Origin of the sequence: Micromonospora sp. NPDC047467, from assembly GCF_040643095.1 — a bacterium.
Taxonomy (GTDB): Bacteria; Actinomycetota; Actinomycetes; order Mycobacteriales; family Micromonosporaceae; genus Micromonospora.
This window is the reverse complement of the sequence record NZ_JBEYTO010000002.1, coordinates 863674-886336: the sequence shown is the minus strand read 5'-3', so window position 1 is coordinate 886336 and position 22663 is coordinate 863674. Positions and strand designations below refer to the sequence as shown.

Below are 22663 nucleotides of genomic sequence, written 5' to 3'. Positions count from 1 at the left end.
GGTCGGGCCGTGAACCCGCATCGCCGACCGGTTCGGGGATTCCCGTTCCAGGCCGCCTCAGTCCTGCGAATTGGTTACGCTGCGTTCAACGGCACGCACCCGGCGACAGGGCCGCATCAAGCGACGACGGCCGCTCGCGTTGCTACCCCTCCGACTGGTCCGCAGCCGGTAGGCTCGGCCCGTGGCCGCCACGATGACCGGGGAGCAACCGGGTCCCCGGCAGACCAGACCGGGTCTGGTCCGCGCACTGCTCGACCGTTTCGGTCACCTCGTCCGCGAGCTGAGCAAGTTCGCCACGGTCGGCGGGATCGCGTTCCTCATCGACTTCGCGCTGTTCAACTACCTGACGACCGCGCGTGGTGTCGAGCAGGTGACCGCGAAGACGATCTCCACGGTGATCGCGGCGACCTTCGCCTTCGTCGGCAACCGGTTCTGGACCTGGCGGCACCGCCAGCGCAGCAACCCGGCCCGCGAGTACGCGCTGTTCTTCTTCTTCAACGCGGTCGGCCTCGGCATCGCGGTGGCCTGCCTCGCGATCAGCCGCTACGGGCTCGGCAGCATCTGGCCGGCCGTCTTCCAGACACAACTGGCCGACAACCTCGCCAGTTTCGTGGTCGGCACGGGCCTCGGGACGCTGTTCCGATTCTGGTCCTACCGGCGGTTCGTCTTCGTCGAAGCGGGAACTCGGCCCGTTCCGCAGGCGGAGCACGACCGCGACCACGGGGCGTGACCTGCCGCCCACCTCGTCCGGCCGGTGACCGCCGGCTTCACCGACTGCCCTAAGGTGTTTCGCATGCGTCTTGTCCGTCTGCTGCCTGAGCGCTGGCAGAAGTTCATCAACGAGGCGCTCAAATTCGGCATCGTCGGTGGCATCAACACTGTCATCAATTACGCGGTGTTCAATGCCCTTGCACTTACCGTCTTTGCCGACGGTCAGCTGAAGGCGACCGTGATCGCGACCATCGTGGCGACGATCACGTCATATCTGATGAATCGCCATTGGACGTACCGGGATCGCCCGAAATCTGCGCTTCGGCGCGAGTACGTCCTGTTTTTCCTGTTCAACGCGACAGGCCTGCTCATCGAGCTGGGGGTGCTGGCTGCCGCCAAGTACGGCCTCGGCATGAACAGCCTGCTGGCGCTGAATCTGGCCAAGACCGTCGGTGTCCTGCTGGCCACGCTGTTCCGCTTCTGGTCGTACCGGACCTTCGTCTTCCAGCCCATCGCACCGGCCGAGGCCGACGAGAAGACCGCACCTACCTGGCACAGCATCCCGCGCGACGAGTGGGACACGATGGCCGAGATGGACCCGGTCGCCGAACTGGCCGAATCCGTCTCCGAACTGGAAGAGGCGCAGTCCAGTGACCGCCCGGAGGCCGCATCCGGCCCGAACGGCGCCACTCCCACCCAGGGACGGCACACACCGATGACCGCGAGCCTCCCCGCAGACCTGTCCGCGGAACTCGCCGCGGATCTGCACGCCGGCACCCGCCGCGCGCCCCGCCGGTGACCACTCCCCACACCCGCTCCGGCACCGGGGCGCCCGCCGAGCTGTTCTTCGAGGACCTCGTTCCGGGGCTCACCGTCGATCTCGGTGTGGTGACCGTGGACGGCGACGAGATGGTGGCCTTCGCCCGTCGCTTCGACCCGCAGTGGTACCACGTCGACCCGGAGCTGGCCGGGGCGAGCCGGCACGGCGGGATGATCGCCAGCGGCTTCTACACGGTCAGCCTGTTCATGCGGGCGTACGTCGATCACCTGCTGTCCCGCGCGGCGGCCGACGCCTCCCCCGGCCTGGAGGAGCTGCGGTGGCTCGCCCCGGTACGCGCCGGGGACCGTCTCGCCGTCCGGGTGGACGTGATGGGCGCCCGGCCGTCGACGGCCCGCCCGGGGCTCGGCACCGTCAGCCTCACCGGCACCATGCTCCGCCTCGGCCCGGACGACCGGCCGGAGCAGGAGGTGCTGCGGACCCGCTTCCGTGGCTGGTTCGCCCTGCGCCCGGCCGAGGCCGAACGCCCCGAATCCGGACCGGCGCCTGTCGCACGGCCCGAAAACGGACCCCGCGCGGCCGAACAGCCCGGAAACGGACCGGTGCCTGTCGCGCGGTCCGGGGCCGGAACCCACGAGGCCGGCCCGGCGCAGGTCGAAGGCTCCGACGCCGACCGGTCCGGGGCGGACCTGCCCCACTGACCGACCCGCCCCGGCACGATGGCCGGGGCGGTCGGGATCAGCTGGTGGGGTCGCGCAGCGGCTTGCCCTCGCGCATGTCGGCGAGGATGTCGCGCATCTCGCCGTCACCCAGCGAGTGCTTGTCGTGCTGCGCCTCGATCAGCTCGTACAGGGTGGTCTGCACCCGGCTGACCCCGGGCACGTCGACGAGCACCGACTGGCCGCGCTCGCCGGCGGACTCGATGGTGAGCGTGCCGCAACCGACCAGGCGCTCGATGAAGCGCTGGCTCATCGAGTGGTCGTTGACCCGGGTGAGCGGGAGGTCCCGCCGATCGCGGGAGAAGACACCGTGCTGCAACAGCACCCGCTCGTTGGTGAACAGGTAGTGCGTGGTGCGCCAGACCAGGAACGGCCACAGCCCGAGCCAGAGCACCGCGACCAGTGCGATCGCACCGATCACGGCCAGCACGATCGAACCACCACCGCTCTGGGGCAGCCGGAGCACACCGACCACCACCGCGGCGATGGCCAGCACCAGCACCGCGATCGGCCGGATCAACGCCTTCCAGTGCGGGTGCAGGTGCAGCACGACATGCTCGTCCTCGGTGAGCACGTCTTCAGGAAACGCCACGGGAACCTCCAACGCCTTTTACTGACGCGCAGACCGTAAACCCCCCAAGGCCCACCACAACATCCGCCACGCGGCCCACCCCGAGTCTTCGCGATCTTGCAGTTGCTGCCCGGGCGGAACGGGCGAAAGCCGCAGAACGGCGACCGGAACTGCAAGATCGCGGAGGTGGGGGTTAGCGCAGGTGGAGGACGTCGCCGGCGGCCAGGGCGCGGTCGCCGGTCGAGGTGGTTATCAGGAGCTGGCCAGTGGGGTCCACCCCGGTCGCGGTGCCGGTCAACTCGTCGCCGTTGGGGAGCAGGACGCGCACCTCGCGGCCGACCGTGGAGCAGGCCGCCACGTAGGCGTCGCGCAGGCCGCTGGCCACGGCGTCCCCGCCGGAGGATCGCCAGCGGTCGTACCAGTCGGCGAGGGAGCGCAGCAGGGCCCGCAGCAGCGGGTCCCGGTCGGTGGCCGCCGCGCCGGACAGTTGCAGCGAGGTCGCCGGCAATCCGGTCGGGTTCACCGGCAGCTCGTCGGCGCGCAGCGTCACGTTGAGGCCGATGCCGAGCACGATGGCCGGCGGCTGGGCCGGCGAACGCCCCGGCACCGCCTCGGCCAGCACCCCGGCGCACTTCGCGTCATTGATCAGCAGGTCGTTGGGCCACTTCAGGACGGCCTCCAGCTCGGCCAGCCGGGCCACCGCCTCGACCAGCGCGACGCCGGCCAGCAGCGGCAGCCACCCGTACCCCGTGGTGGGCACCGCCGGCCACCCACGCTCCGGCACGGCGTCGCCGGGCCGCAGCAGCACGCTGGTGGCGATCCCGGCCCGCGCCGGGGACTGCCAGATTCGGCCGCGCCGACCGCGCCCGGCGGTCTGCCGCTCGGCGACCACGACCAAGCCCTCCGGCTCGCCGGCCGCCGCTGCCTCGGCCACGTCCGCGTTGGTGGAGCCCGTCTCGGTGCGCAGCTCCAGCCGGGCCCACGGACCGTGCGGGGCGACCAGTGCGCGCCGCAGGCGGGCCGCCGACAGCGGCGGGCGGTCCAGATCGGTGTACGGGGAGCCCGGCATCCCGCCAGCCTACGGCGGTGGCCAACCCGGCAGTGAGGCGTACTGCACAGCCGCAAAGGCCTTAACCATCGTTATATTCCCTGGGTGACTACCGAGACCGGGACCAACATCCACAGCACTGCGGGCAAGCTGGCGGACCTGGAGCGCAGGGTCGACGAGGCGGTGCACGCCGGTTCGGCTCGCGCGGTCGAGAAGCAGCACGCACGCGGTAAGAAGACCGCCCGCGAGCGGATCGAGATGCTGCTCGACGAGGGCTCGTTCGTCGAGCTGGACGAGCTGGCCCGGCACCGGTCCACCGCCTTCGGGCTGGAGAGGAACCGCCCGTACGGCGACGGGGTGGTCACCGGCTACGGCACGGTCGACGGCCGGCAGGTGTGCGTCTTCGCCCAGGACTTCACGGTCTTCGGTGGCTCGCTCGGCGAAGTCTTCGGCGAGAAGATCGTCAAGGTGATGGACCTCGCCATGAAGATCGGCTGCCCGGTGGTCGGCATCAACGACTCCGGTGGGGCGCGCATCCAGGAGGGCGTGGTCTCGCTCGGCCTCTACGGTGAGATCTTCTTCCGCAACGTCCGGGCCTCCGGCGTCATCCCGCAGATCTCGTTGGTGATGGGGCCCTGCGCCGGCGGTGCGGTCTACTCCCCCGCGGTCACCGACTTCACCGTGATGGTCGACCAGACCTCGCACATGTTCATCACCGGCCCGGACGTGATCAAGACGGTGACCGGCGAGGACGTCGGCATGGAGGAGCTGGGTGGGGCTCGCACCCACAACTCGCGCAGCGGCAACGCGCACTACCTCGCCACCGACGAGGAGGACGCGGTCGACTACGTCAAGGCCCTGCTGTCGTACCTGCCGTCGAACAACCTCGACGAGCCGGTGGTCGTCGAGAGCCCCGCCGAGCTGGAGATCAGCGACGAGGACCGCGAGCTGGACACGCTCATCCCGGACTCGGCCAACCAGCCGTACGACATCCAGACGGTGATCGAGCACGTCCTCGACGACGGGGAGTTCCTGGAGGTCCAGCCGCTCTACGCGCAGAACATCGTGGTCGGCTACGGGCGCGTCGAGGGGCGGCCCGTGGGCGTGGTGGCCAACCAGCCGATGCACTTCGCCGGCACCCTGGACATCGCCGCCTCCGAGAAGGCCGCCCGGTTTGTCCGCACCTGCGACGCGTTCAACATCCCGGTGCTGACCTTTGTGGACGTGCCCGGTTTCCTGCCCGGCACCGGCCAGGAGTGGGACGGCATCATCCGCCGGGGCGCCAAGCTCATCTACGCGTACGCCGAGGCGACCGTTCCCAAGGTCACCGTGATCACCCGCAAGGCGTACGGCGGGGCGTACGACGTGATGGGCTCCAAGCACCTCGGCGCGGACCTGAACTTCGCCTGGCCGACCGCGCAGATCGCGGTGATGGGCGCACAGGGCGCGGTGAACATCCTCTACCGCTCGGACCTGGCCGGCGCCGATGACCCGGCGGCCGTCCGGGCCGAGAAGATCGCCGAGTACGAGGACACGCTGGCCAACCCGTACGTGGCCGCCGAGCGCGGGTACATCGACGCGGTGATCCCGCCGCACGAGACGCGCACGCAGATCGTCCGGGCGCTGCGCGTCCTGCGCACCAAGCGCGAGACCCTCCCGCCGAAGAAGCACGGCAACATCCCCCTCTGACCGCGCCCTGGGCCGGCTCGCGGTCAGCAGGAGGGGATGGCGGCGGCGCACATTCGCTGGGCCGCCGCTCGGCCGAGCGCCTCGAATTCCGCGTCGCTGAGGGTCAGGTCGGAGCCGGGCACCAGCACCGTGACCAGGTCACCCACCCGGACCACGAGGGTCATGTCGACCCGTCCGGTGGGCCGGAGCTTGATCCCGGCGGGCGGGCCGAGCGGGGCGTACGGCACGTGTCGCACCAGGATCGAGTCGTCGCCGGCGAAATCGCTCGCCGCCATCTCCCAGGCGTGCGCGATCTCGGCCGACGTCGTCTCGCCGTCGACCACGATGGACCCGGAGTACCGCCACTCGCGGCAGGCGCTCAGCAGGCTTCTCAACTGGGCGAAGAGCTGCCCACTCGCCCCCGGATCGAGCCGGTAGACGTCCTGGCTGAGCTCGGCCCGCACCGGCCCGCCGCCGTCCCTCGTCGGCGACAGGAGGGTCTGCGACCGCGAGTAGCGGGAGTACGCGCGCACCTCCGGCAGGCCGCGGTCGTCACCGCACCTCTGCAGCACCGGGTCCAACCGTACGAGCTCACCGAGGCCGGCATCGCCCAGCTGCACGCCGGTAACGACGGGGACCTCGCTCGGCGTCAGCAGCGACTCCTGCGGGATGTCCGCGGTGGCCATGGTCCCGACTGGTTTCGGCACAGCCGTCTCGGGCGGAGTCGCCGCTCGCTCCGTCAGGGCGTACGCCGGACCGGTCACCGCCGCGAGCACCGCGACCGCCGCCAGCGCGGCCGTACGCCTGCTGCGTCGCCGGGCCCTGGCCCGGATCTCCTGCGGCTCCGGCCACCGCACGTCGCTCAGGTCCCGGTGGACCCGTTCGACGAATGTCGGGTCGTCACGCATCGGTTGCCTCCTCCAGGTCAGAGACGGCGAGCAGACCGGCGAGCGCGGCGCGCCCCCGGGAGAGACGGGCCTTGACCGTGCCCACCGGGGCCTCGGTCTCTCGGGCCACGTCGGCGACGGGCATGCCGACCAGGTAGTACAGGGCGATGGCGGTGCGTTGCTCCTCGGGCAGCCGACGCAGCGCGGCGACCACCTCGACGGTGTCGGTGCCCGGCCCGGGGACGGCTTCGACGGCACCGTGCCGCAGGTACGCGCGGGCGCGACTGCGCAGGCTGCGCCACCGGCTGACCGCGATCCGGCTGGCCACCACCCGCACCCACGCCTCGGGGTCGTCGTATCGACTGACCGTCGACCAGCGCTGCCAGGCCCGGATGTACGCCTCCTGCACGGCGTCCTGCGCCTCGACCCGATCGCCGGTCAGCGCGTAGACGAAACCGAGCAGCCGCTGCCGGCTCCCGCGGTAGAACTCGTCGAACCCGTCGACGTCCGGCACCCGCTACCTCCCCGTGTCGGTCGCAGGGAACACGCGCCGGGACGGTCCCTCGGTTGCCCCGGTAACCCGCTCATCTTGGCCAGGGCCGGCCTCCCTCTGCCCGCCGGGCGGCCCCGCGCCCTTCCGGCGGACGGCGTCAGATGGTCAGGCCGGCGTCGGTGAGGATGGGGCCGGCCAGCAGGAGCGCACCGGCGAGCAGCGCGGCAAGGTTGACCAGGGCGAAGAGGGCCACCCAGAAGAACGCCGGGAACGGGGTCAGCCCGGCGAGCTGGTCGGCGTCGGAGGCGGGCATCCGGCCACGCGAGCGCAGCCGTTGCAGCTCGACCACCGGCCGCAGCCCGCCGAGCAGCAGGAACCACACCCCGGTGTACGCGAACGCGGCCTGTACCTGCGGCGTGGCGTACCACGAGACGGCGAGCACCAGTGCGCCGGTGACCAGCAGCGACACCACCCCGAAGACGTTGCGGATCATGATCAGCATGGCGAGCAGCAGCGCCACCGCGACCCAGAGCAGCAGGGTGATCCGGTTGCCGCCGAGCAGCCAGGCGCCGGCCAGCCCCACCAGCGGTGGGGCGACGTAACCGGCGAGCAGGGTGAGGATCATGCCCGGTCCGGTGGGTCGGCCGGCGGAGAGCGTCAGACCCGAGGTGTCCGAGTGCAACCGGATACCGCGCAACTTACGGCCGGTGAGCAGGGCGACCAGCGCGTGCCCGCCCTCGTGCGCGATGGTGATCGCGTTGCGGGCGATCCGCCACGGCAGCCGGGTGGACACCACCACCAGCGCGACGGCGGCGGTGATCAGCACCAGCAGTGGGGGCGGGTCCGGCTGTGCGCCGAACAGCGTGTCCCACAGGTCGCCCAGCCCGTCGATCGACATCATGGGGCGCGAGCCTACCGGCGGCTTCCGTGTCGCTTCCGAGGCACCGGCTCGTATCCTGTGAGACTGAGCAGGTGAGTTCCGAAGCGGAAGGCGGACGCCGATGAGCGCGGCACCCCTTGAACCACATGTCGGGTTGTGGACCGAGGACGATTACTTTGCCCTCGGGGAGACCGCGGACCGGATCGAGCTGCTCGACGGGAGCCTGATCGTGAGCCCTGCTCCAAGCAAGCGGCACCAGTTGGTGTCGCGCCGTCTGGCCAACCACATCGAGGTCGCAACAGACAACCTCATCGTCTTCGAGGCGGTCAACGTACGACTCGGGGTGGACCGGATCGCCATCCCGGACGTGGTCGTCGCGGACACCGACGACGAGGGCACGGTGGTGGAGGCCGCTGAGGTGGCGCTGGTCTGCGAGATCGTCTCGCCGGGCAACGCCGCCGCGGACCGGCTGGTCAAGATGCAGCTCTACGCCATCGCGCGAATCCCGTGGTACCTGCTGGTCGAGCAGGACGGCGACGGTCACTCGCTGCGGCTGTACCGGCTGGACGGCGAGCACTATGTCGAGGACCAGGTGGCCAAGCCCGGCGAGACGCTGACCCTCGTGGAGCCGTTCCGCTGGCAGCTCGACCCGGCCGCTCTGCGCTGATCCGTCCCACCGCAGTTTCCGGGGGCCACCGACACCCGTCGATGAAAGTTTCTTCTATGGGTCTTGTGATCTAGGGCATTTAACTCCAAAGATGGGCGTCAATAGCCCGTCCTTGGAGGCACCCATGGCCCGTACCAGATCACCGCTGCGCCGCGTGCTCGCGGCCGGCCTCACCGTCCTCGCCACCGCGGCGGCGGCCCTGGTCGCGACCGCCGGACCGGCGGCCGCGGCAACCACGCCCGGCATCGACGTGTCCCGCTACCAGGGCTCCATCAACTGGACAAGCGTCCGCAACGCCGGCATCCAGTTCGCCTTCATCAAGGCGACCGAGGGCACCAGCTACAAGGACCCGAACTTCAACGCGAACTACGTCAACGCGTACAACGCCGGTGTGATCCGCGGCGCGTACCACTTCGCCCGCCCGAACATCTCCGCCGGCTCGACCCAGGCCAACTACCTGGCCTCCAACGGCGGCGCGTGGTCGGCGGACAGCCGCACCCTGCCGGCGGCGCTGGACATCGAGGGCAACCCGTACAGCGGCGGCTACTGCTACGGCCTCAGCACGACCGCGATGCGCAACTGGGTGCAGGACTTCCTGAACACCTACCGCTCCCGCACCGGCCGGTACGCGGTCATCTACACCACCACGAGCTGGTGGAACCAGTGCACCGGCAGTTGGACCGGCCCGTGGGCCAACCACCCGCTGTGGCTGGCCCGCTGGGCGAGCGCACCGGGCACGCTGCCGGCCGGCGCACCGGTGTGGAGCTTCTGGCAGTACACCAGCACCGGCGCCGTCTCCGGGATCAGCGGCAACGTGGACCGCAACTACTGGAACGGGGACCGGAGCCGGCTGATCGCGTTGGCCAACAACACGGCCTGACCCGGCCACCCCGCCTGACTTTCCTGGGGGAGGCGGTTGGCGGCAGCGGGATCGACTGTCACCGTACGGTCGACAATCGGTCCTGCTGCCGCCACCTCGCCGGTACGGGGTCAGGCTCGCCGCCGGCTCATCGCCGGCGCCACCACCGGAGCGTCCTCACGGGCCAGGGCTGGCCGCCGGCTCAACCGCCAGGCGGCCACCCCGCAGACGGCCACGGTCACGACGCTGAGCAGGGCGACGAACGCCGGCATTCCCACGCTGACCAGCAGCAGGACCACATCGCCGAGCGCGACGAGCATCCACAGTGCCAGCCGGGGCCGAGCGTCCCTCCGTCGGTAACCCATGTCGCACCTCCTTCCGTCGTCGGAGGTCAGATACCCCGAACGACGCAAGGTCATGCGAAACCATTTCGCCCTGGCGCGAATCCCGTAGGTCAGTCCTTGCGGTCGGGCACGAAGCCCGTGGCGATCCGGTCGAAGTTCGGCAGGTTGGCCTGCCAGTCCTTCTCCGCGATCTCCCACCGCAGGGCGTAACCCCGGTTGCTGGCCGTCACGAACCCGCGGTTACGGACGTGGATGCGTTGCCCGTCGCGGGTCTCCAGCCACTCCCAGTCCGCGCAGGTCTTCCAGAAGTCGCACCGCTTGATGCCGAGATTCTGATAGTTGTTCACGAGCTTCCGGCGGTCCGGTTCGATGCTCTGCCAGTCCGCGTAGGCGTCCTTCTTCGGCGTCGGCGTCCACTGGACCAGCAGCTCACCCGGCCCGTTGGCCTCCTCGAAGACGACCGTGTTGCCGTCGGGCTGGCTGCGCACCCATCCGTCCGGTATCGGCAGGGCGAAGCCGGTCGGGTCCCTGTGTAGCTTCCAACCCGCCGGCAGCGCGTTCGGGTCGACCGACGGCGTGGCCGACGGCGTCGGACTGGGCGCGCCCGTGGTCGGCGGAGGCACGGCGGGAGCGGACGTCGGCGCCGGCTCGGACGCCGCGGCAGCCCCGGTCGGCTCGGCCTGCGGAGTGTCCTCGTCCTTACCACCGAGCTGCGGCACGATCACCGCGAGACCGATCAGCAGCAGGGCCACCACGGCCCCGATCAGCAGGTTGCGTCGGGTGTTGTTCGGCTTCGTGCCGTCCGGCGGCGGCACCGCCGCCCGCCCCGCCGGACCGGCCGGGGGCATCAGCGACGTCGGCGTCGACGGCTTGCGCTGCTCCGGCGCCACCGGCGGACCGTCCACGACCGTCGGCTCGTCGTCGCCGTTCGTCGTACCGTCACCGGTGTTGTCGCTCGCGGCCGCGAGCTTCGCAGTCGGGTCGGCGTCGGACGCGGCCGGACCGTCGATCGTCGCGGTCGGCTCGGACGGCACCAGGGCGGTCGGGTCGGCGTCCGCACCGGACGCGACGACAGCCGTCGGCGTGGCATCGGCGGCAGGGGTCGCGGCGGCGGGCGGCGCAGCGGCGGCGAGCGGCGGCGGCGGCACCGATCGGTCGGCGGTCTCCTCGGCGGGTCGCGGCACCGGCACGTGCGGCGGGCGCGGCTCGCGCGGACCGTTCGGCCCCGGCCGGCGTACGCCATCCAGCAGCGAGATGCCGCGCGAACGCCGACCACCGGCGCGGCGCAGCATCCGCTCCGCCACCTCGGCGGTGATCCGCTCGTTCGGGTCCTTGCGCAGCAGCCCGTTGAGCACCGGCTTGAGCGGGCCGGCGTTCTTCGGCGGCGGCATCGGCTCGGTGGCCAAGGCAGCCAGCGTGGAGATGGCCGACGGCCGCGCGTACGGCGACTTGCCCTCCACCGCCGCGTACAGCGTCGCGCCCAGCGACCACAGGTCGGCCTCCGGCCCGGCGGTGCCCTCCCGGGCCCGCTCCGGCGAGATGTACGCCGGCGAACCGAGCACCATGCCGGTGCGGGTGACGTTGGGATCGCCCGGGATGGTGGCGAGGCCGAAATCGGTCAACACGACCCGGCCGTCGTCGCCGAGCAGCACGTTGCCGGGCTTGACGTCGCGGTGCATGACGCCCGCCTTGTGGGCCGCGTTGAGCGCACCCAGCACGCCGAGCCCGATCTCGACCGCGCGGGCCGGCGAGACAGGCCCGTCCTCGGCGAGAGTGTCCTGCAACGACTTCGACGCCACGTACTCCATGACGATCCACGGGTCGCCGTCCGTGCGCAGCACGTCGAAGATGCGTACCACGTTGATGTGGTTGAGCCGGGCGATGGCCCGCGCCTCACGCAGCGAACGCTCCCGCATCTCGCGGCGTTCCTCGTCGGTGAGGCCGGGCGGCGGCACCAACTCCTTGATGGCGACGTCCCGGTGCAGCACCTCGTCGCGCGCCTTCCACACCCGGCCCATGCCGCCCTGGCCGAGCGGCGACAGAAGCCGGTATCGGTCAGCGACGAGTTGGGGAAGCGCGTTCGACATCGCTGAGACGGTACCCGGACCCGCCGACGGTCACACCGCCGGCACGCCACTGTGCGCTTCCCGTAACTTCGGGCCGCGTACCCTGGCGGCATGTCTGCCGAAGAGCCGTTGTTCCGGGTCGTCCGCGGCGTGCCAACCGCCGAGGAACTGGCCGCCCTGGTGGGCGCGATCGTCGTCCGATTCCGCCCGGCCTCCGCCCCGGCCCGCGCGACCGCGTCCAACTGGGCACGCAGCGCACGACCGGCCGGCACGACGCTCTCCGCCGGACCCGGCGCGTGGCGCACCGCCGGCCTGCCCCGCTGACCTACCCCCCGGGACAGGGCTGCCAGAGGGGCTTTCAGCCGTTAACCTCACTCAGGGAAACGGTGCCGTGACGGTAGGGAGGATCGATGATCCCCGAGGAGGACCGGCCAGCGCCCTGGCTACGCGAGTACGGCGGCATCGAGGCCGATATCCGACAGCTTCGGGAGTTCGCCGACCGGCTCGCCGCCGAGGTCCAACGCAACTACGCGCCCCACCTGTCGTACATCGCCGACGACATGTCCGCGAAGGTGCCCAACCCCTGCGACGCCTTCGTCGAACTGGTCACCTTTCTGCACGCACACCACGAGACGCAGCAGGCCACCACCGACATGGTGTACGCCGTCCGAGGCGCCACCGGCCACCTCGCCGCCGTCGCCAACCGGGTCGCCACCCAGTACGCCGACACCGACGCCTTCTCCGCCGCCCGCGCGACCGACGTCCAGCGGGCCCTCGCCGACCCCGGCACCGTCCTGCCCGGCGGCCGGACCCCGACCCTGACCGACCCCACCGGCCCCGCCAGCGAGAGGCCGGTGGTCCTACCGTGATCGAACGGGGCGGCGGCCGCACCTCCGGCCACACCAACTGGCAGCTGATGGACGTCAACAGCATGTGGGCGTGCCTGCAGGACCACGACACCACCAACCACTGGAAGCAGGTCGCCGGCTGGCGCAAGGTCTGCGACCTCGCCCAGATCCACCTCGGCCGCCTCCAGGAATACCGTCGCGGCCTCGCCGAAGCCTGGCCACCCGAGACAAGCGCCGCCTCCGGCACCTACCTCGCCCAACTCGACGAGCTGATCGACAAGGTGCGGCACACCCACGACGCCGCCGCCGCGAACTACACCGCGCTGTCCGCCGCAACCCAGGCCATCGGCACCACCCGCGCCCGACTCCGCAAGATCCACGAGGAGTACGCGGCCAAGCTCCAACAGAAGCAGGCGTACGAGGCCACCGCCGCCGATCCCAAGGCGATCATGGGTAATCGGGCCACCGCGCCACCGGTGACCGACGTCGAACTGGAGCGGCTGAACGCACAGGCACGGGCGATGATGTTCAACCTGAGCGGCGAACTCCAACAAGCCCAAGCCACCCTCCAAAAACCCCCACCACCGCCGCCCCGACAATCCGGCAAAGACATCTCGAATTCAGACGCATACGGCACTGCGTCCGCGCCTACCATTCCGCCGATCCTTCCGGTGCCCATTCCGGCAACAACAGCCAAAGGTAATACCCCAGCCAAGCTGGCATCGAGTAGCGCAGGCCCTGCACCAACGCCAACGGCGCCCGGAATCGGCCCCATTCTTGGCGGGACCGGGATCGGCCCCAATCCGCCAAGCACGACTTTGCCGACACCCGTATCGCCACCATCTACGCCGTCCGGGCCGACGCTCGCATATCCACCTCCACCTCCTGCACCCAAAGCGATTCGGGGGCAAGGAGGCTGGACCGGCGCCCTGAACTCCAATAAGCCCGATCAGTTATCTCGATCTGCGTCTGCGGACCCGCTTCGCGGGATGCCACCAGGCGGACTTATCGGAGGCACACCCACACCCCCCCGCACCGACGCGAGCGCCAATTCGCCACGTCGAGTTAATCCGATTGGAGGCGTAATCGGAGGTGGCGGGGCCGGAACGACACCTACCGGCGGGGCCGGGTCCCGCCCCTCAGGAGGAAGAGGCTTTTCCGGCGCACACGGACTGCCTCCGATCGGCGGAGCGCCGGGTCTGGGACAGCCTGGATTGATGGGCGGCACCGGTCGCGCCGGCAGGCGTGACGGACACACAACGGAGCCAAATCGTTGGGATCCGGACAATCCTTGGAGCACCGAGCAGGGGGTTGACCCAATTGTCCGGCCCCCTGAAGACGATGGCCCAATAGACCCGGGTCCAGCCATCGGTATTGGCCGGTGAGCCCGCCAGGAATCCATGCCACCCTGACGATAATCACGTGCATCGCGACGACCTTCGGGTCGAGCATGTCAATTGCGGCCTCGACAACTGTGACGCCCTCCAGCAAAAATCCTAGTTTAATTCGGGCAGATCAGTGGCACTTGGTTTCACTTGAGACCGATAAGGCGCTGGACGTTAGTCGAGGCGACGGCATCATAGTGGCGATACCTGACACCGGCGTCTATCCGCATCCCGACTTGGCGCGAAACCTTCTTCCGGGCACCGACATTATCGGCGGCGGAAGCGGAGATGGCCATGCCGATCAGAATAGCCATGGCACCGGCATGGCAGGGCTCATCGCCGCGCACGGCCAAGGCGGCAATCAGGGAGCCCGAGGGATCGCACCGGAAGCCAAGATCTTGCCGATCATGTCGTCTGGTGTCGACAACCGCAGCAGAGCAGACGACCTGGGAAAGGCAATAGAATATGCAATCTCCTCAGGCGCTGACATCATCAGCATTTCGAGCGCGGGCAGCCCCAGCCCCAGCCTAAGACGTGCGATCACGGCGGCGATATCTGCAAATATTGTTGTGGTGGCCGCTGCGGGCAACCGCCCTGCCGACTCCGAGGTTGGCTATCCAGCAAGTGAGGATGGCGTCCTCGCCGTCGGTGGCGTTGATAGAAGGGGAAATCACGCGGCGGTCGCAGTTGCCGGGCCGGAGATTGATGTGGTTGCGCCAGCCGTCGATATCTACAGCACGAGCATCGATGGCAAATACCGCAAAGGCACCGGCACCTCTGACGCGACGGCGATTGTTGCGGGGGCGGCGGCTTTGATCAGGTCGAAGTATCCCCACCTGCCCGCGCAGGAGGTGGCGCACCGACTCACGGCTACAGCCGTCGACAAGGGTCCGCCCGGGCGGGACGACGAGTACGGCTATGGGGTTATCGACCTCGTCGCGGCCCTGACGGCAGACGTACCCCCGTTGGGGTTTGAATCGGTGAGCGCTCCGGCCGGGGGTGGCGCGAGCACGACGGCCGGTGCTCGGCCGGGCGATGACGATGGGGCGACCGTACGCGGCCTGGCCACTCTCGGCGTGATCGTGGCCGCCGGTGTCGGATGGGCGCTGGTGCTGCGCCGTCGGCGTCGTGGCGACGATCCACCGCCCCGGATCAGTCGCTGACGCAGTGATCGCCTCGGGTTCCTTGATGTCGCGGTGTCCTGGGCTGTGGATGGCCCGACTTCGTTGATCCCGAGTGGACCAACACCGTTCGACGGGCCTGACAGGGGTGATCGACACGAGGTCGGCGATGTGGGGGTGTCGGAGGCCCGGGATAGCGCAATGTCGGCGATATGGAGTTAATCATGGGGGCTGGGCTGCGGAACGGTGGCTGCGGAACAGCGGTGGTGGCTCGGGAGGCGGTAACGTCGGGTGGTGTCTGAATCTCTGCCGCTCCGCCTCGTGCTCGCTTCGGCGAGCCCTGCCCGACGTAAGTCCCTCCAGGCCGCCGGCATCGAGCCGGACGTGCTGGTCAGCGGGGTGGACGAATCGCTGGTGGTGACCGACCGGGCTGAGGATCTGTGCCTGGAGTTGGCTCGACTGAAGGCGCAGGCGGTGTTGACCCGACTGAGCCCTGGCGCCGATCAGCGGGCGCTGGTGATCGGGTGCGACTCGGTGCTCGCGTTCGACGGGGAGATCCTCGGCAAGCCGGCCGATCCGGCGGACGCCACCCGGCGGTGGCAGCGGATGCGAGGGCGTAGCGGCGTCCTGCACAGCGGGCACTGCCTGATCGACGTCGCGGCCGGACGGCGCGCGGAGGCGGTCGCCTCGACGACCGTCCACTTCGCGGACATCACCGACGACGAGATCACCGCGTACGTGGCCAGCGGGGAGCCGCTGGCGGTGGCCGGCGCGTTCACCATCGACGGGTTGGGCGGGCCGTTCGTGGAGCGGATCGAGGGTGACCCGGGGACGGTGGTCGGCCTGTCGATGCCCCTGCTGCGTCGCCTTCTCGCCGAGTTGGGCCTACAGATCACCGACTTGTGGACAAAGGTCGCGCCGGGCGGTCAGACCGTCGAATCGATCGGTACCGTCCGGTCATGACCACCAAGTCGATCCCGCTCACCGACGAGCTGCACACGTACCTGGTCGCGCACGGCGCCCCACCGGACGAGATCATCCGCGACCTGGCCGAGGAGACCCGGTCGGTGCTGCCGGAGCACGCGACCATGCAGGTGGCACCGGAGCAGGCCGCGTTCCTGACCTTCCTGACCCGGCTGCTCGACGTACGGCAGGCGGTCGAGGTCGGCACGTTCACCGGGCTGTCGTCGCTGGCGATCGCCCGCGGGTTGCCCGAGGGTGGCCGGTTGACCTGCTTCGACATCTCCGAGGAGTTCACCGGCATCGCCCGGCGTTACTGGGATCGGGCCGGCGTGCAGGACCGGATCGACCTGCGGATCGGCCCGGCCGGCGACCGGCTGCGGGAGCTGCCGCACGAACGTCACCTGGACTTCGCGTTCATCGACGCGGACAAGACGGGATATCCGGTCTACTGGGCGGAGCTGGTGTCCCGGATGCGGCCGGGCGGTGTGATCGCCGTTGACAATGTGCTGCGCGGCGGCCGGGTTATCGCCCCGCAGGACGCCAACGACCGGGCCATCGCCGCCTTCAACGACGAGGTCCTCGCCGACGCACGGGTGGACCCGGTGATGCTGCCGATCGCGGACGGCCTGACCCTCGCCCGGGTGCACTGAGGGGCGCCACCACGCGGCAATCGGGGTGCCCCGACGACGGAGGGCACCCCGAGAACCGAGCGTCAGCGGACGCTTCGGGCGAACTGGCGGGCCGCCCAGAAGACACCCAGGGCGGCGAGTACGGCGGTGATGGTGAGGCCCTGCCAGACCTTGTCGCTGCCCAGGTCGCCGGCGAACAGCGCGCGGGTGCCGTCGACCGCCCAGGAGAACGGGTTCCAGTCGGCGATGCCCTGGAGCCAACCGGGTGCGAAGGTCAGCGGCAGCAGGATGCCGGAGAGCAGCAGTACGGGCTGCGCGACGGTGTTCATCAGCGGGGCGAGCGCGTCCTCACTCTTGACCTTGAGCGCGACGCCGTACGAGACGGCCGAGGTCATGAGCGCGATCAGGGCGAGCATCAGGTATGCCAGCAGCAGGTCACCGAGGAACACCCGCAGGTCGAACAGGAGCGCCAGCAGGGTGATGATGACCGCCTGCACGAGAAGTGAGACCACGTCGCGTAGCGAACGGCCGAGCAGCAGGGCGAGCCGGCTGATCGGGGTGACCCGGGAGCGTTCGATGACGCCGGCACGCAGCTCGGCGATCAGGCCGAAGCCCTGGAACAGGCCGCCGAAGATGGCCAGCAGCACCAGCAGACCGGGTACGAAGATCTTGTAGGCGGCGGCCTGGGTGGGCGCGTTGAGTGCCGGCTTGAGCAGCGGGGCGAAGAGCAGCAGGTACATGACCGGCTGGAACACGCCGACGAAGACCCAGACCGGGTTGCGTAACAGGAGTTGGGTCTGGCGCTGGAAGATCAGCCACGTGTCACGGGCGAATTTCATGAGTCGTCTCTCCGGTGGTCAGGACTCGCGCAGCGAGCGGCCGGTCTTGGTGAGGAAGACGTCGTCCAGGCTGGGCCGGTGCAGCTCGATCGAGCGCAGCTCCAGCCCGGCGTGGTCGAGTCGGCGCAGCACCTGCGGGATGACGGTGGCGCCCTCGTCGACGTAGAGACGCAGGCCGCCCTCGTCTGCGGTCTCCAGCTTGTTGACGTACGGCTCGCCGTCGAGCGCCTTGGCGGCCTGCGGGGTGGCGGCCAGGTCGAGGCCGACCAGCACCACGTCGCCGGAGATCTCCCGCTTGAGCTCGGCGGGGGTGCCCTCGGCAACGACCTCGCCGTTGTCCATGATCGCGATGCGGTCGCAGAGCGCGTCGGCCTCGTCGAGGTAGTGCGTGGTGATGAAGACGGTCATCCCGTCGCTGCGCAGCCGCCGGATCTCGTCCCACATGTGCGCGCGGCTCTGCGGGTCGAGGCCGGTGGTCGGCTCGTCCAGGAAGACGATCTTCGGCTCGTGGATGATGCCGAGCGCGATCTCCACCCGCCGTCGCTGGCCGCCGGAGTACGTCTTGCACTTGCGGTCGGCGTACTCGGTCAGTTGGAAGGCCGCCAGGGCGCGGGCGGCGCGCTGCTGCGCGTCGGCCTTGCTGATGCCGTACATCCGCGCGTGCAGCACCAGCTCCTCGCGGGCGGTGGACTCGTCCCAGGTGCTGCCACCCTGCGGGACGTAGCCGATCCGGCGGCGCACCTCGGCGGGAGATTTGCGCAGGTCGGCGCCGGCGATGGTGGCGTCGCCGCCGTCGGGCTCGATGAGGGTGGCGAGCATCCGCAGGGTGGTGGTCTTGCCGGCGCCGTTGGGGCCGAGGAAGCCGAAGATCTCGCCCTCGGCGACCTTGAGGTTGACGCCGCGTACGGCGTCCACCGTCTTCGTCTCTCGACCCGCGCGGGAGCGGAACGACTTCCGCAGCCCCCTGGTCTCGATCATCTCTGCTCCTGGTCGTTCGGGCCGGTAGGGCCGGCTGCCGAGTGGGACCACGCCGGACGGCGCACTCCCCCGCTGTGCCGTCTGCAGGCTAACGAGATATAACTCTGGTAGTCAACGTTGATTATGTCGCGTTTGGCTCGGGCCGCTCTTCGCCGTCCGTCCATCCCGACCAACCATCCGCGCTCTCCAGCTCAGCAGGCAGGTACGACACTCCGGACTCGACACGTTCCGCGATCCGCTCGCACCAGCTCAGCTCCGCCTCGGCGCGCTCGGACCAGAGTTCGAGCATCCAACTGACGTGTACCGGCTTGGCGTTGCGGATCCAGTCCGACTCGAGCGAGGCACGCATCGAGGCGGCGTTGGCGCGCAGCAGGTTGGCCCGGTTGCGCAGGGCAGCCGCCGCCTCGGATCGCGGCATCGCGGGCAGGAAGGAGAACGCTGCAGAGAACGGGTCGAGCGGCTCCGAGAGGCCCCACCAGAGGTTGCGGAGCAGCGTCTCGAACTCGTCCTCACCCTTGGCGGTCACCTCGTAGGTCGTACGGGCCGGGCGGCCACCGACCTGCTCGGTCGCAACGGCCCGCAGCAGCTCCTCCTCGGTGAGCTTGCGCAGGGCGTGGTAGATCGAGCCGGGCTGCACGTTCGCCCACTTGTCGGCACCCCAGCTCAGCAGCTCACGGCGCACGTCGTAGCCGTGCACGGGCTGCATCCACCGCACCAGCCCGAGGATCATCATCCGAGTCGCAGACACCGGATAAGCGTAATAGACAAGTTTGATTACGGCGTTGCGGCCACAGTGCGGCATCCCACACTGAGCGACCGTTAGGGTGGGCAGGGTGACCGCTAAACTCCCGGTCAGTAACCTGCCGGGAGGAGTCACAAAGGTGCGCAAGGTACTCATTGCCAACCGCGGCGAGATCGCCGTCCGGGTTGTCCGCGCCTGCCGTGACGCCGGTCTGGGAAGTGTCGCGGTGTACGCGGACTCCGACCGCGACGCCCTGCACGCCACCCTCGCGGACGAGGCGTACGCCCTCGGTGGGGACAGCGCGACCGACACGTACCTGCGCATCGACAAGCTGCTCGACGTCGCCGCCCGGGCCGGCGCCGACGCCGTACACCCGGGTTATGGCTTTCTCAGCGAGAACGCCGACTTCGCCCAGGCGGTCATCGACGCCGGCCTGACCTGGATCGGCCCCACCCCGCAGGCGATCCGCGACCTGGGCGACAAGGTCACCGCCCGGCACATCGCCCAGCGCGCCGGCGCTCCGCTGGTCCCCGGCACGCCGGACCCGGTGGCCAGCCCGGACGAGGTGATGGCGTTCGCCGTCGACCACGGCCTGCCGGTCGCCATCAAGGCCGCCTTCGGTGGCGGCGGGCGCGGGCTCAAGGTGGCCCGCACGATGGAGGAGATCCCCCAGCTCTTCGAGTCGGCCACCCGGGAGGCGGTCGCGGCGTTCGGCCGTGGCGAGTGCTTCGTCGAGCGCTACCTGGACCAGCCGCGGCACGTCGAGGCGCAGGTCCTCGCCGACCAGCACGGCAACGTCATCGTGGTGGGCACGCGGGACTGCTCGTTGCAGCGACGCCACCAGAAGCTGGTCGAGGAGGCGCCCGCGCCGTTCCTCACCGACGCCCAGCGGGCACAGATCCACGACAGCGCCAAGGCGATCTGCCGCGAGGCCGGCTACCACGGTGCCGGCACGGTGGAATACCTGGTCGGCGTGGACGGCACCATCTCCTTCCTGGAGGTCAACACCCGACTCCAGGTCGAGCACCCGGTCACCGAGGAGACCGCCGGCATCGACCTGGTCCGCGAGCAGTTCCGGATCGCCGACGGCGAGAAGCTGCGGATCACCGAGGACCCGGCGCCGCGCGGGCACTCCATCGAGTTCCGGATCAACGGCGAGGATCCGGGCCGCAACTTCCTGCCCGCCCCGGGCACGGTCACCGCGCTGCGGCTGCCCACCGGCCCGGGGGTGCGGGTCGACACCGGCATCTCGGCCGGCGACGTGATCGGCGGCAACTTCGACTCGCTGCTGGCCAAGGTGATCATCACCGGTGAGACGCGCGCCGAGGCGCTGGAGCGCGCCCGCCGCGCGCTGGACGAGATGGTGCTCGACGGCATGGCCACCGCGCTGCCGTTCCACCGGCTCGTGGTGCGAGACGAGGCGTTCACCGCCGAACCGTTCACCGTGCACACCCGGTGGATCGAGACCGAGTTCCACAACACCGTGCCGCCGTTCGCCGCCGCCGCCGGCACCGCCGAGGCGCCAGCCGAACGCGAGACCGTCGTGGTCGAGGTGGGCGGCAAGCGCCTTGAGGTCAGCCTCCCCGCCGGCTTCGGCGGGGGTACGACCGCAGCCGCACCCGCCACCCGCAAGCCGACCCGGCGTGCCGGTGGCGCCAAGGCTGGCGCGGCGATCGGCGGCGACGCGCTCACCTCACCGATGCAGGGCACCATCGTCAAGATCGCGGTTGCCGACGGTGACACCGTGGCTGAGGGTGACCTGGTCGTGGTGCTGGAGGCGATGAAGATGGAGCAGCCGCTGCACGCCCACAAGGCGGGCACGGTCAGCGGGCTCGCCGCCGAGGTCGGCGCGGTCATCACTGCCGGCGCTTCCATCTGCACCATCGCCTGACGGCCCCTTACTGGCGCTTCATCCGCGACGGGCGGGCGCGGCGGGGTGGTTTGCGGCAGCGACGTGGGCGTGGGCGGTCGGGGGCGGGAATGATGGCCGGGTGCGTTTCCTTCACGGCGCGGTTCCCGCGCACGACCTGACCTACACCGACGTCTTCATGGCGCCGGCCCGCTCCGACCTCGGTTCCCGGCTCGACGTCGACCTGTCCACCGGCGACGGCACCGGCACCACCATTCCGCTGGTGGTGTCCAACATGACGGCGGTCGCCGGGCGGCGGATGGCCGAGACGGTGGCCCGGCGGGGCGCGATCACGGTGATCCCACAGGACATCCCGATCGAGGTGGTCGCGAACGTCGTCGCCTGGGTCAAGCAGCGGCACCTGGTCTACGACACGCCGATCACCCTCGGCCCGACCGAGACCGTCGGCGACGCCATCCACCTGCTGCCGAAGCGTTCGCACGGTGCGGTGATCGTGGTCGACGAGGCCGGTCGGCCGGTGGGCGTGGTCACCGAGGCGGACACCGTGGGGGTGGACCGGTTCGCCCAACTGCGGCACGTGATGTCCACCGAGCTGCACACCGTGCCGGCGGACGCGGACCCGCGTACCGGCTTCGACCTGCTCTCCGCCGGCCGGCGTCGGCTCGCGCCCGTGGTGGACGCCGACGGCCGGCTGGTCGGGGTGCTGACCCGCAAGGGCGCGCTGCGCGCGACCCTCTACACACCGGCGGTGGACGACCGGGGTCGGTTGCGCATCGCCGCGGCGGTCGGGATCAACGGGGACGTCACCGGCAAGGCCGCCGCGCTGCTGGAGGCCGGAGTGGACACGCTGGTCGTGGACACCGCGCACGGCCACCAGGCGCGGATGATCTCCGCGCTGCGGGCGGTCCGGAAGCTGGACCCGGGCGTCCCGGTGGCGGCCGGCAACGTGGTCACCGCCGAGGGGGTACGCGACCTGGTCGAGGCGGGCGCCGACATCATCAAGGTCGGCGTCGGGCCGGGTGCCATGTGCACGACGCGGATGATGACCGGTGTGGGCCGCCCACAGTTCTCCGCCGTGCTCGACTGCTCGGTGGCAGCCCGGGAGCTGGGCCGGCACGTCTGGGCCGACGGCGGCGTACGCCACCCGCGCGACGTGGCTCTCGCACTGGCGGCCGGCGCCTCGAACGTGATGATCGGTTCCTGGTTCGCCGGCACCTTCGAGTCGCCCGGTGACCTGTACACCGACGCCGACGGCCGGCGGTACAAGGAGAGCTTCGGGATGGCCTCGGCTCGGGCGGTCAGCGCCCGTACCGCCGACGACAGCCCGTACGACCGGGCCCGCAAGGCGGTGTTCGAGGAGGGCATCTCCTCGGCCCGGATGTACCTGGACCCGGCCCGGCCCGGCGTCGAGGACCTGATCGACGAGATCATCGCCGGGGTCCGCAGCGCCTTCACCTACGCGGGCGCACGGGACCTGACGCAGTTCCACGAGCGGGCCATCGTCGGTGTACAGAGCGCCGCCGGCTTCACCGAAGGAATGCCCCTCCCCACCAGCTGGTAACCCGCCCGCCCCGCCCCCGCCCTCGCCCCCACCCCC

At 70.3% G+C, this 22663-nt stretch carries 24 protein-coding genes; 14 read left to right on the top strand and 10 right to left on the bottom strand.

All coding sequences use genetic code 11. The features are described 5' to 3' along the window. Positions 1–193 precede the first annotated feature (193 nt). From ABZ780_RS08345 to ABZ780_RS08335, 3 genes are all read left to right on the top strand, one after another. Complete coding sequence (locus ABZ780_RS08345) at positions 194–730, top strand: GtrA family protein (protein WP_357009562.1); 537 nt, start codon at positions 194–196, stop codon at positions 728–730. Positions 731–793: 63 nt separating this feature from the next. Further along, complete coding sequence (locus ABZ780_RS08340) at positions 794–1510, top strand: GtrA family protein (protein WP_357485336.1); 717 nt, start codon at positions 794–796, stop codon at positions 1508–1510. Continuing rightward, the gene (locus ABZ780_RS08335) at positions 1507–2190 is read left to right on the top strand and encodes a MaoC/PaaZ C-terminal domain-containing protein (protein ID WP_357485214.1); all 684 of its coding nucleotides are present in this window, start codon (positions 1507–1509) and stop codon (positions 2188–2190) included. Before ABZ780_RS08340 ends, ABZ780_RS08335 begins: the two co-directional genes overlap by 4 nt. Positions 2191–2227: 37 nt before the next feature. Here the strand turns inward: ABZ780_RS08335 and ABZ780_RS08330 are convergent, their stop codons facing one another. Together ABZ780_RS08330 and ABZ780_RS08325 are read right to left on the bottom strand one after the other, a co-directional pair. Beyond that, positions 2228–2800, bottom strand: coding sequence for a PH domain-containing protein (locus ABZ780_RS08330; protein ID WP_357485211.1), 573 nt, complete (start codon positions 2798–2800; stop codon positions 2228–2230). Positions 2801–2972: 172 nt separating this feature from the next. Next, positions 2973–3848: a biotin--[acetyl-CoA-carboxylase] ligase gene (locus tag ABZ780_RS08325; protein ID WP_357009079.1), complete on the bottom strand. Its 876-nt coding sequence runs from the start codon at positions 3846–3848 to the stop codon at positions 2973–2975. A gap of 84 nt (positions 3849–3932) precedes the next feature. Here ABZ780_RS08325 and ABZ780_RS08320 point away from each other — a divergent pair, with 84 nt between their 5' ends. After that, positions 3933–5516 (top strand): acyl-CoA carboxylase subunit beta, encoded by a 1584-nt coding sequence (locus tag ABZ780_RS08320; RefSeq protein WP_357485209.1) that lies wholly within the window; start codon positions 3933–3935, stop codon positions 5514–5516. Positions 5517–5539: 23 nt separating this feature from the next. Here the strand turns inward: ABZ780_RS08320 and ABZ780_RS08315 are convergent, their stop codons facing one another. The 3 genes from ABZ780_RS08315 to ABZ780_RS08305 form a co-directional block, all read right to left on the bottom strand. Beyond that, positions 5540–6403 carry a hypothetical protein gene (locus tag ABZ780_RS08315; protein WP_357485206.1) on the bottom strand — a complete coding sequence of 288 codons (864 nt, stop codon included), beginning with the start codon at positions 6401–6403 and terminating at the stop codon, positions 5540–5542. Beyond that, the gene (locus ABZ780_RS08310) at positions 6396–6896 is read right to left on the bottom strand and encodes a SigE family RNA polymerase sigma factor (protein WP_357009087.1); all 501 of its coding nucleotides are present in this window, start codon (positions 6894–6896) and stop codon (positions 6396–6398) included. Before ABZ780_RS08310 ends, ABZ780_RS08315 begins: the two co-directional genes overlap by 8 nt. A gap of 136 nt (positions 6897–7032) precedes the next feature. Beyond that, a complete protein-coding gene (locus ABZ780_RS08305; protein ID WP_357485204.1) occupies positions 7033–7776 on the bottom strand; it encodes a M50 family metallopeptidase in 744 nt (247 codons plus the stop codon). 100 nt (positions 7777–7876) lie between these two features. Between ABZ780_RS08305 and ABZ780_RS08300 the strand changes: the two genes are divergently transcribed. Continuing rightward, on the top strand, positions 7877–8422 hold the full coding sequence (locus ABZ780_RS08300; protein ID WP_357485201.1) for a Uma2 family endonuclease: 546 nt from the start codon (positions 7877–7879) through the stop codon (positions 8420–8422). A 124-nt stretch (positions 8423–8546) separates the two neighbouring features. Continuing rightward, a complete protein-coding gene (locus ABZ780_RS08295) occupies positions 8547–9302 on the top strand; it encodes a GH25 family lysozyme (protein ID WP_357009094.1) in 756 nt (251 codons plus the stop codon). A 110-nt stretch (positions 9303–9412) separates the two neighbouring features. Here the strand turns inward: ABZ780_RS08295 and ABZ780_RS08290 are convergent, their stop codons facing one another. After that, positions 9413–9646 carry a hypothetical protein gene (locus ABZ780_RS08290; protein WP_357485199.1) on the bottom strand — a complete coding sequence of 78 codons (234 nt, stop codon included), beginning with the start codon at positions 9644–9646 and terminating at the stop codon, positions 9413–9415. A gap of 89 nt (positions 9647–9735) precedes the next feature. After that, on the bottom strand, positions 9736–11712 hold the full coding sequence (locus tag ABZ780_RS08285) for a protein kinase (RefSeq protein WP_357485196.1): 1977 nt from the start codon (positions 11710–11712) through the stop codon (positions 9736–9738). Positions 11713–11802: 90 nt separating this feature from the next. Here ABZ780_RS08285 and ABZ780_RS08280 point away from each other — a divergent pair, with 90 nt between their 5' ends. From ABZ780_RS08280 to ABZ780_RS08255, 6 genes are all read left to right on the top strand, one after another. After that, positions 11803–12015 carry an acyl-CoA carboxylase subunit epsilon gene (locus ABZ780_RS08280; RefSeq protein ID WP_357485194.1) on the top strand — a complete coding sequence of 71 codons (213 nt, stop codon included), beginning with the start codon at positions 11803–11805 and terminating at the stop codon, positions 12013–12015. An 86-nt stretch (positions 12016–12101) separates the two neighbouring features. Beyond that, positions 12102–12560 (top strand): hypothetical protein, encoded by a 459-nt coding sequence (locus ABZ780_RS08275; protein ID WP_357009104.1) that lies wholly within the window; start codon positions 12102–12104, stop codon positions 12558–12560. Beyond that, a complete protein-coding gene (locus tag ABZ780_RS08270) occupies positions 12557–13924 on the top strand; it encodes a hypothetical protein (protein ID WP_357485191.1) in 1368 nt (455 codons plus the stop codon). The genes ABZ780_RS08275 and ABZ780_RS08270 overlap by 4 nt, the downstream gene beginning before the upstream one ends. Before the next feature lie 89 nt (positions 13925–14013). Continuing rightward, positions 14014–15087, top strand: a complete 1074-nt coding sequence (locus ABZ780_RS08265) for a S8 family serine peptidase (protein WP_357485189.1) — start codon at positions 14014–14016, stop codon at positions 15085–15087. A 252-nt stretch (positions 15088–15339) separates the two neighbouring features. Further along, entirely contained in the window at positions 15340–16008 is a 669-nt protein-coding gene (locus ABZ780_RS08260) for a Maf family protein (RefSeq protein ID WP_357485186.1), read from the top strand. Continuing rightward, complete coding sequence (locus ABZ780_RS08255; RefSeq protein ID WP_357485184.1) at positions 16005–16658, top strand: O-methyltransferase; 654 nt, start codon at positions 16005–16007, stop codon at positions 16656–16658. The genes ABZ780_RS08260 and ABZ780_RS08255 overlap by 4 nt, the downstream gene beginning before the upstream one ends. Before the next feature lie 62 nt (positions 16659–16720). Here ABZ780_RS08255 and ABZ780_RS08250 read toward each other — a convergent pair whose 3' ends face one another. The 3 genes from ABZ780_RS08250 to ABZ780_RS08240 form a co-directional block, all read right to left on the bottom strand. Beyond that, on the bottom strand, positions 16721–17476 hold the full coding sequence (locus ABZ780_RS08250) for an ABC transporter permease (protein ID WP_357009116.1): 756 nt from the start codon (positions 17474–17476) through the stop codon (positions 16721–16723). 18 nt (positions 17477–17494) lie between these two features. Beyond that, positions 17495–18454 (bottom strand): ATP-binding cassette domain-containing protein, encoded by a 960-nt coding sequence (locus tag ABZ780_RS08245; RefSeq protein WP_357485181.1) that lies wholly within the window; start codon positions 18452–18454, stop codon positions 17495–17497. 121 nt (positions 18455–18575) lie between these two features. After that, complete coding sequence (locus tag ABZ780_RS08240) at positions 18576–19187, bottom strand: PadR family transcriptional regulator (RefSeq protein ID WP_357009567.1); 612 nt, start codon at positions 19185–19187, stop codon at positions 18576–18578. Between the two features lie 148 nt (positions 19188–19335). On the opposite strand from ABZ780_RS08240, the gene ABZ780_RS08235 reads away from it, so the two are divergent. Together ABZ780_RS08235 and ABZ780_RS08230 are read left to right on the top strand one after the other, a co-directional pair. Then, the gene (locus ABZ780_RS08235) at positions 19336–21087 is read left to right on the top strand and encodes a biotin carboxylase N-terminal domain-containing protein (protein ID WP_357485179.1); all 1752 of its coding nucleotides are present in this window, start codon (positions 19336–19338) and stop codon (positions 21085–21087) included. Positions 21088–21187: 100 nt separating this feature from the next. Then, positions 21188–22627 (top strand): GuaB1 family IMP dehydrogenase-related protein, encoded by a 1440-nt coding sequence (locus tag ABZ780_RS08230; RefSeq protein WP_357009125.1) that lies wholly within the window; start codon positions 21188–21190, stop codon positions 22625–22627. Positions 22628–22663 lie beyond the last annotated feature (36 nt).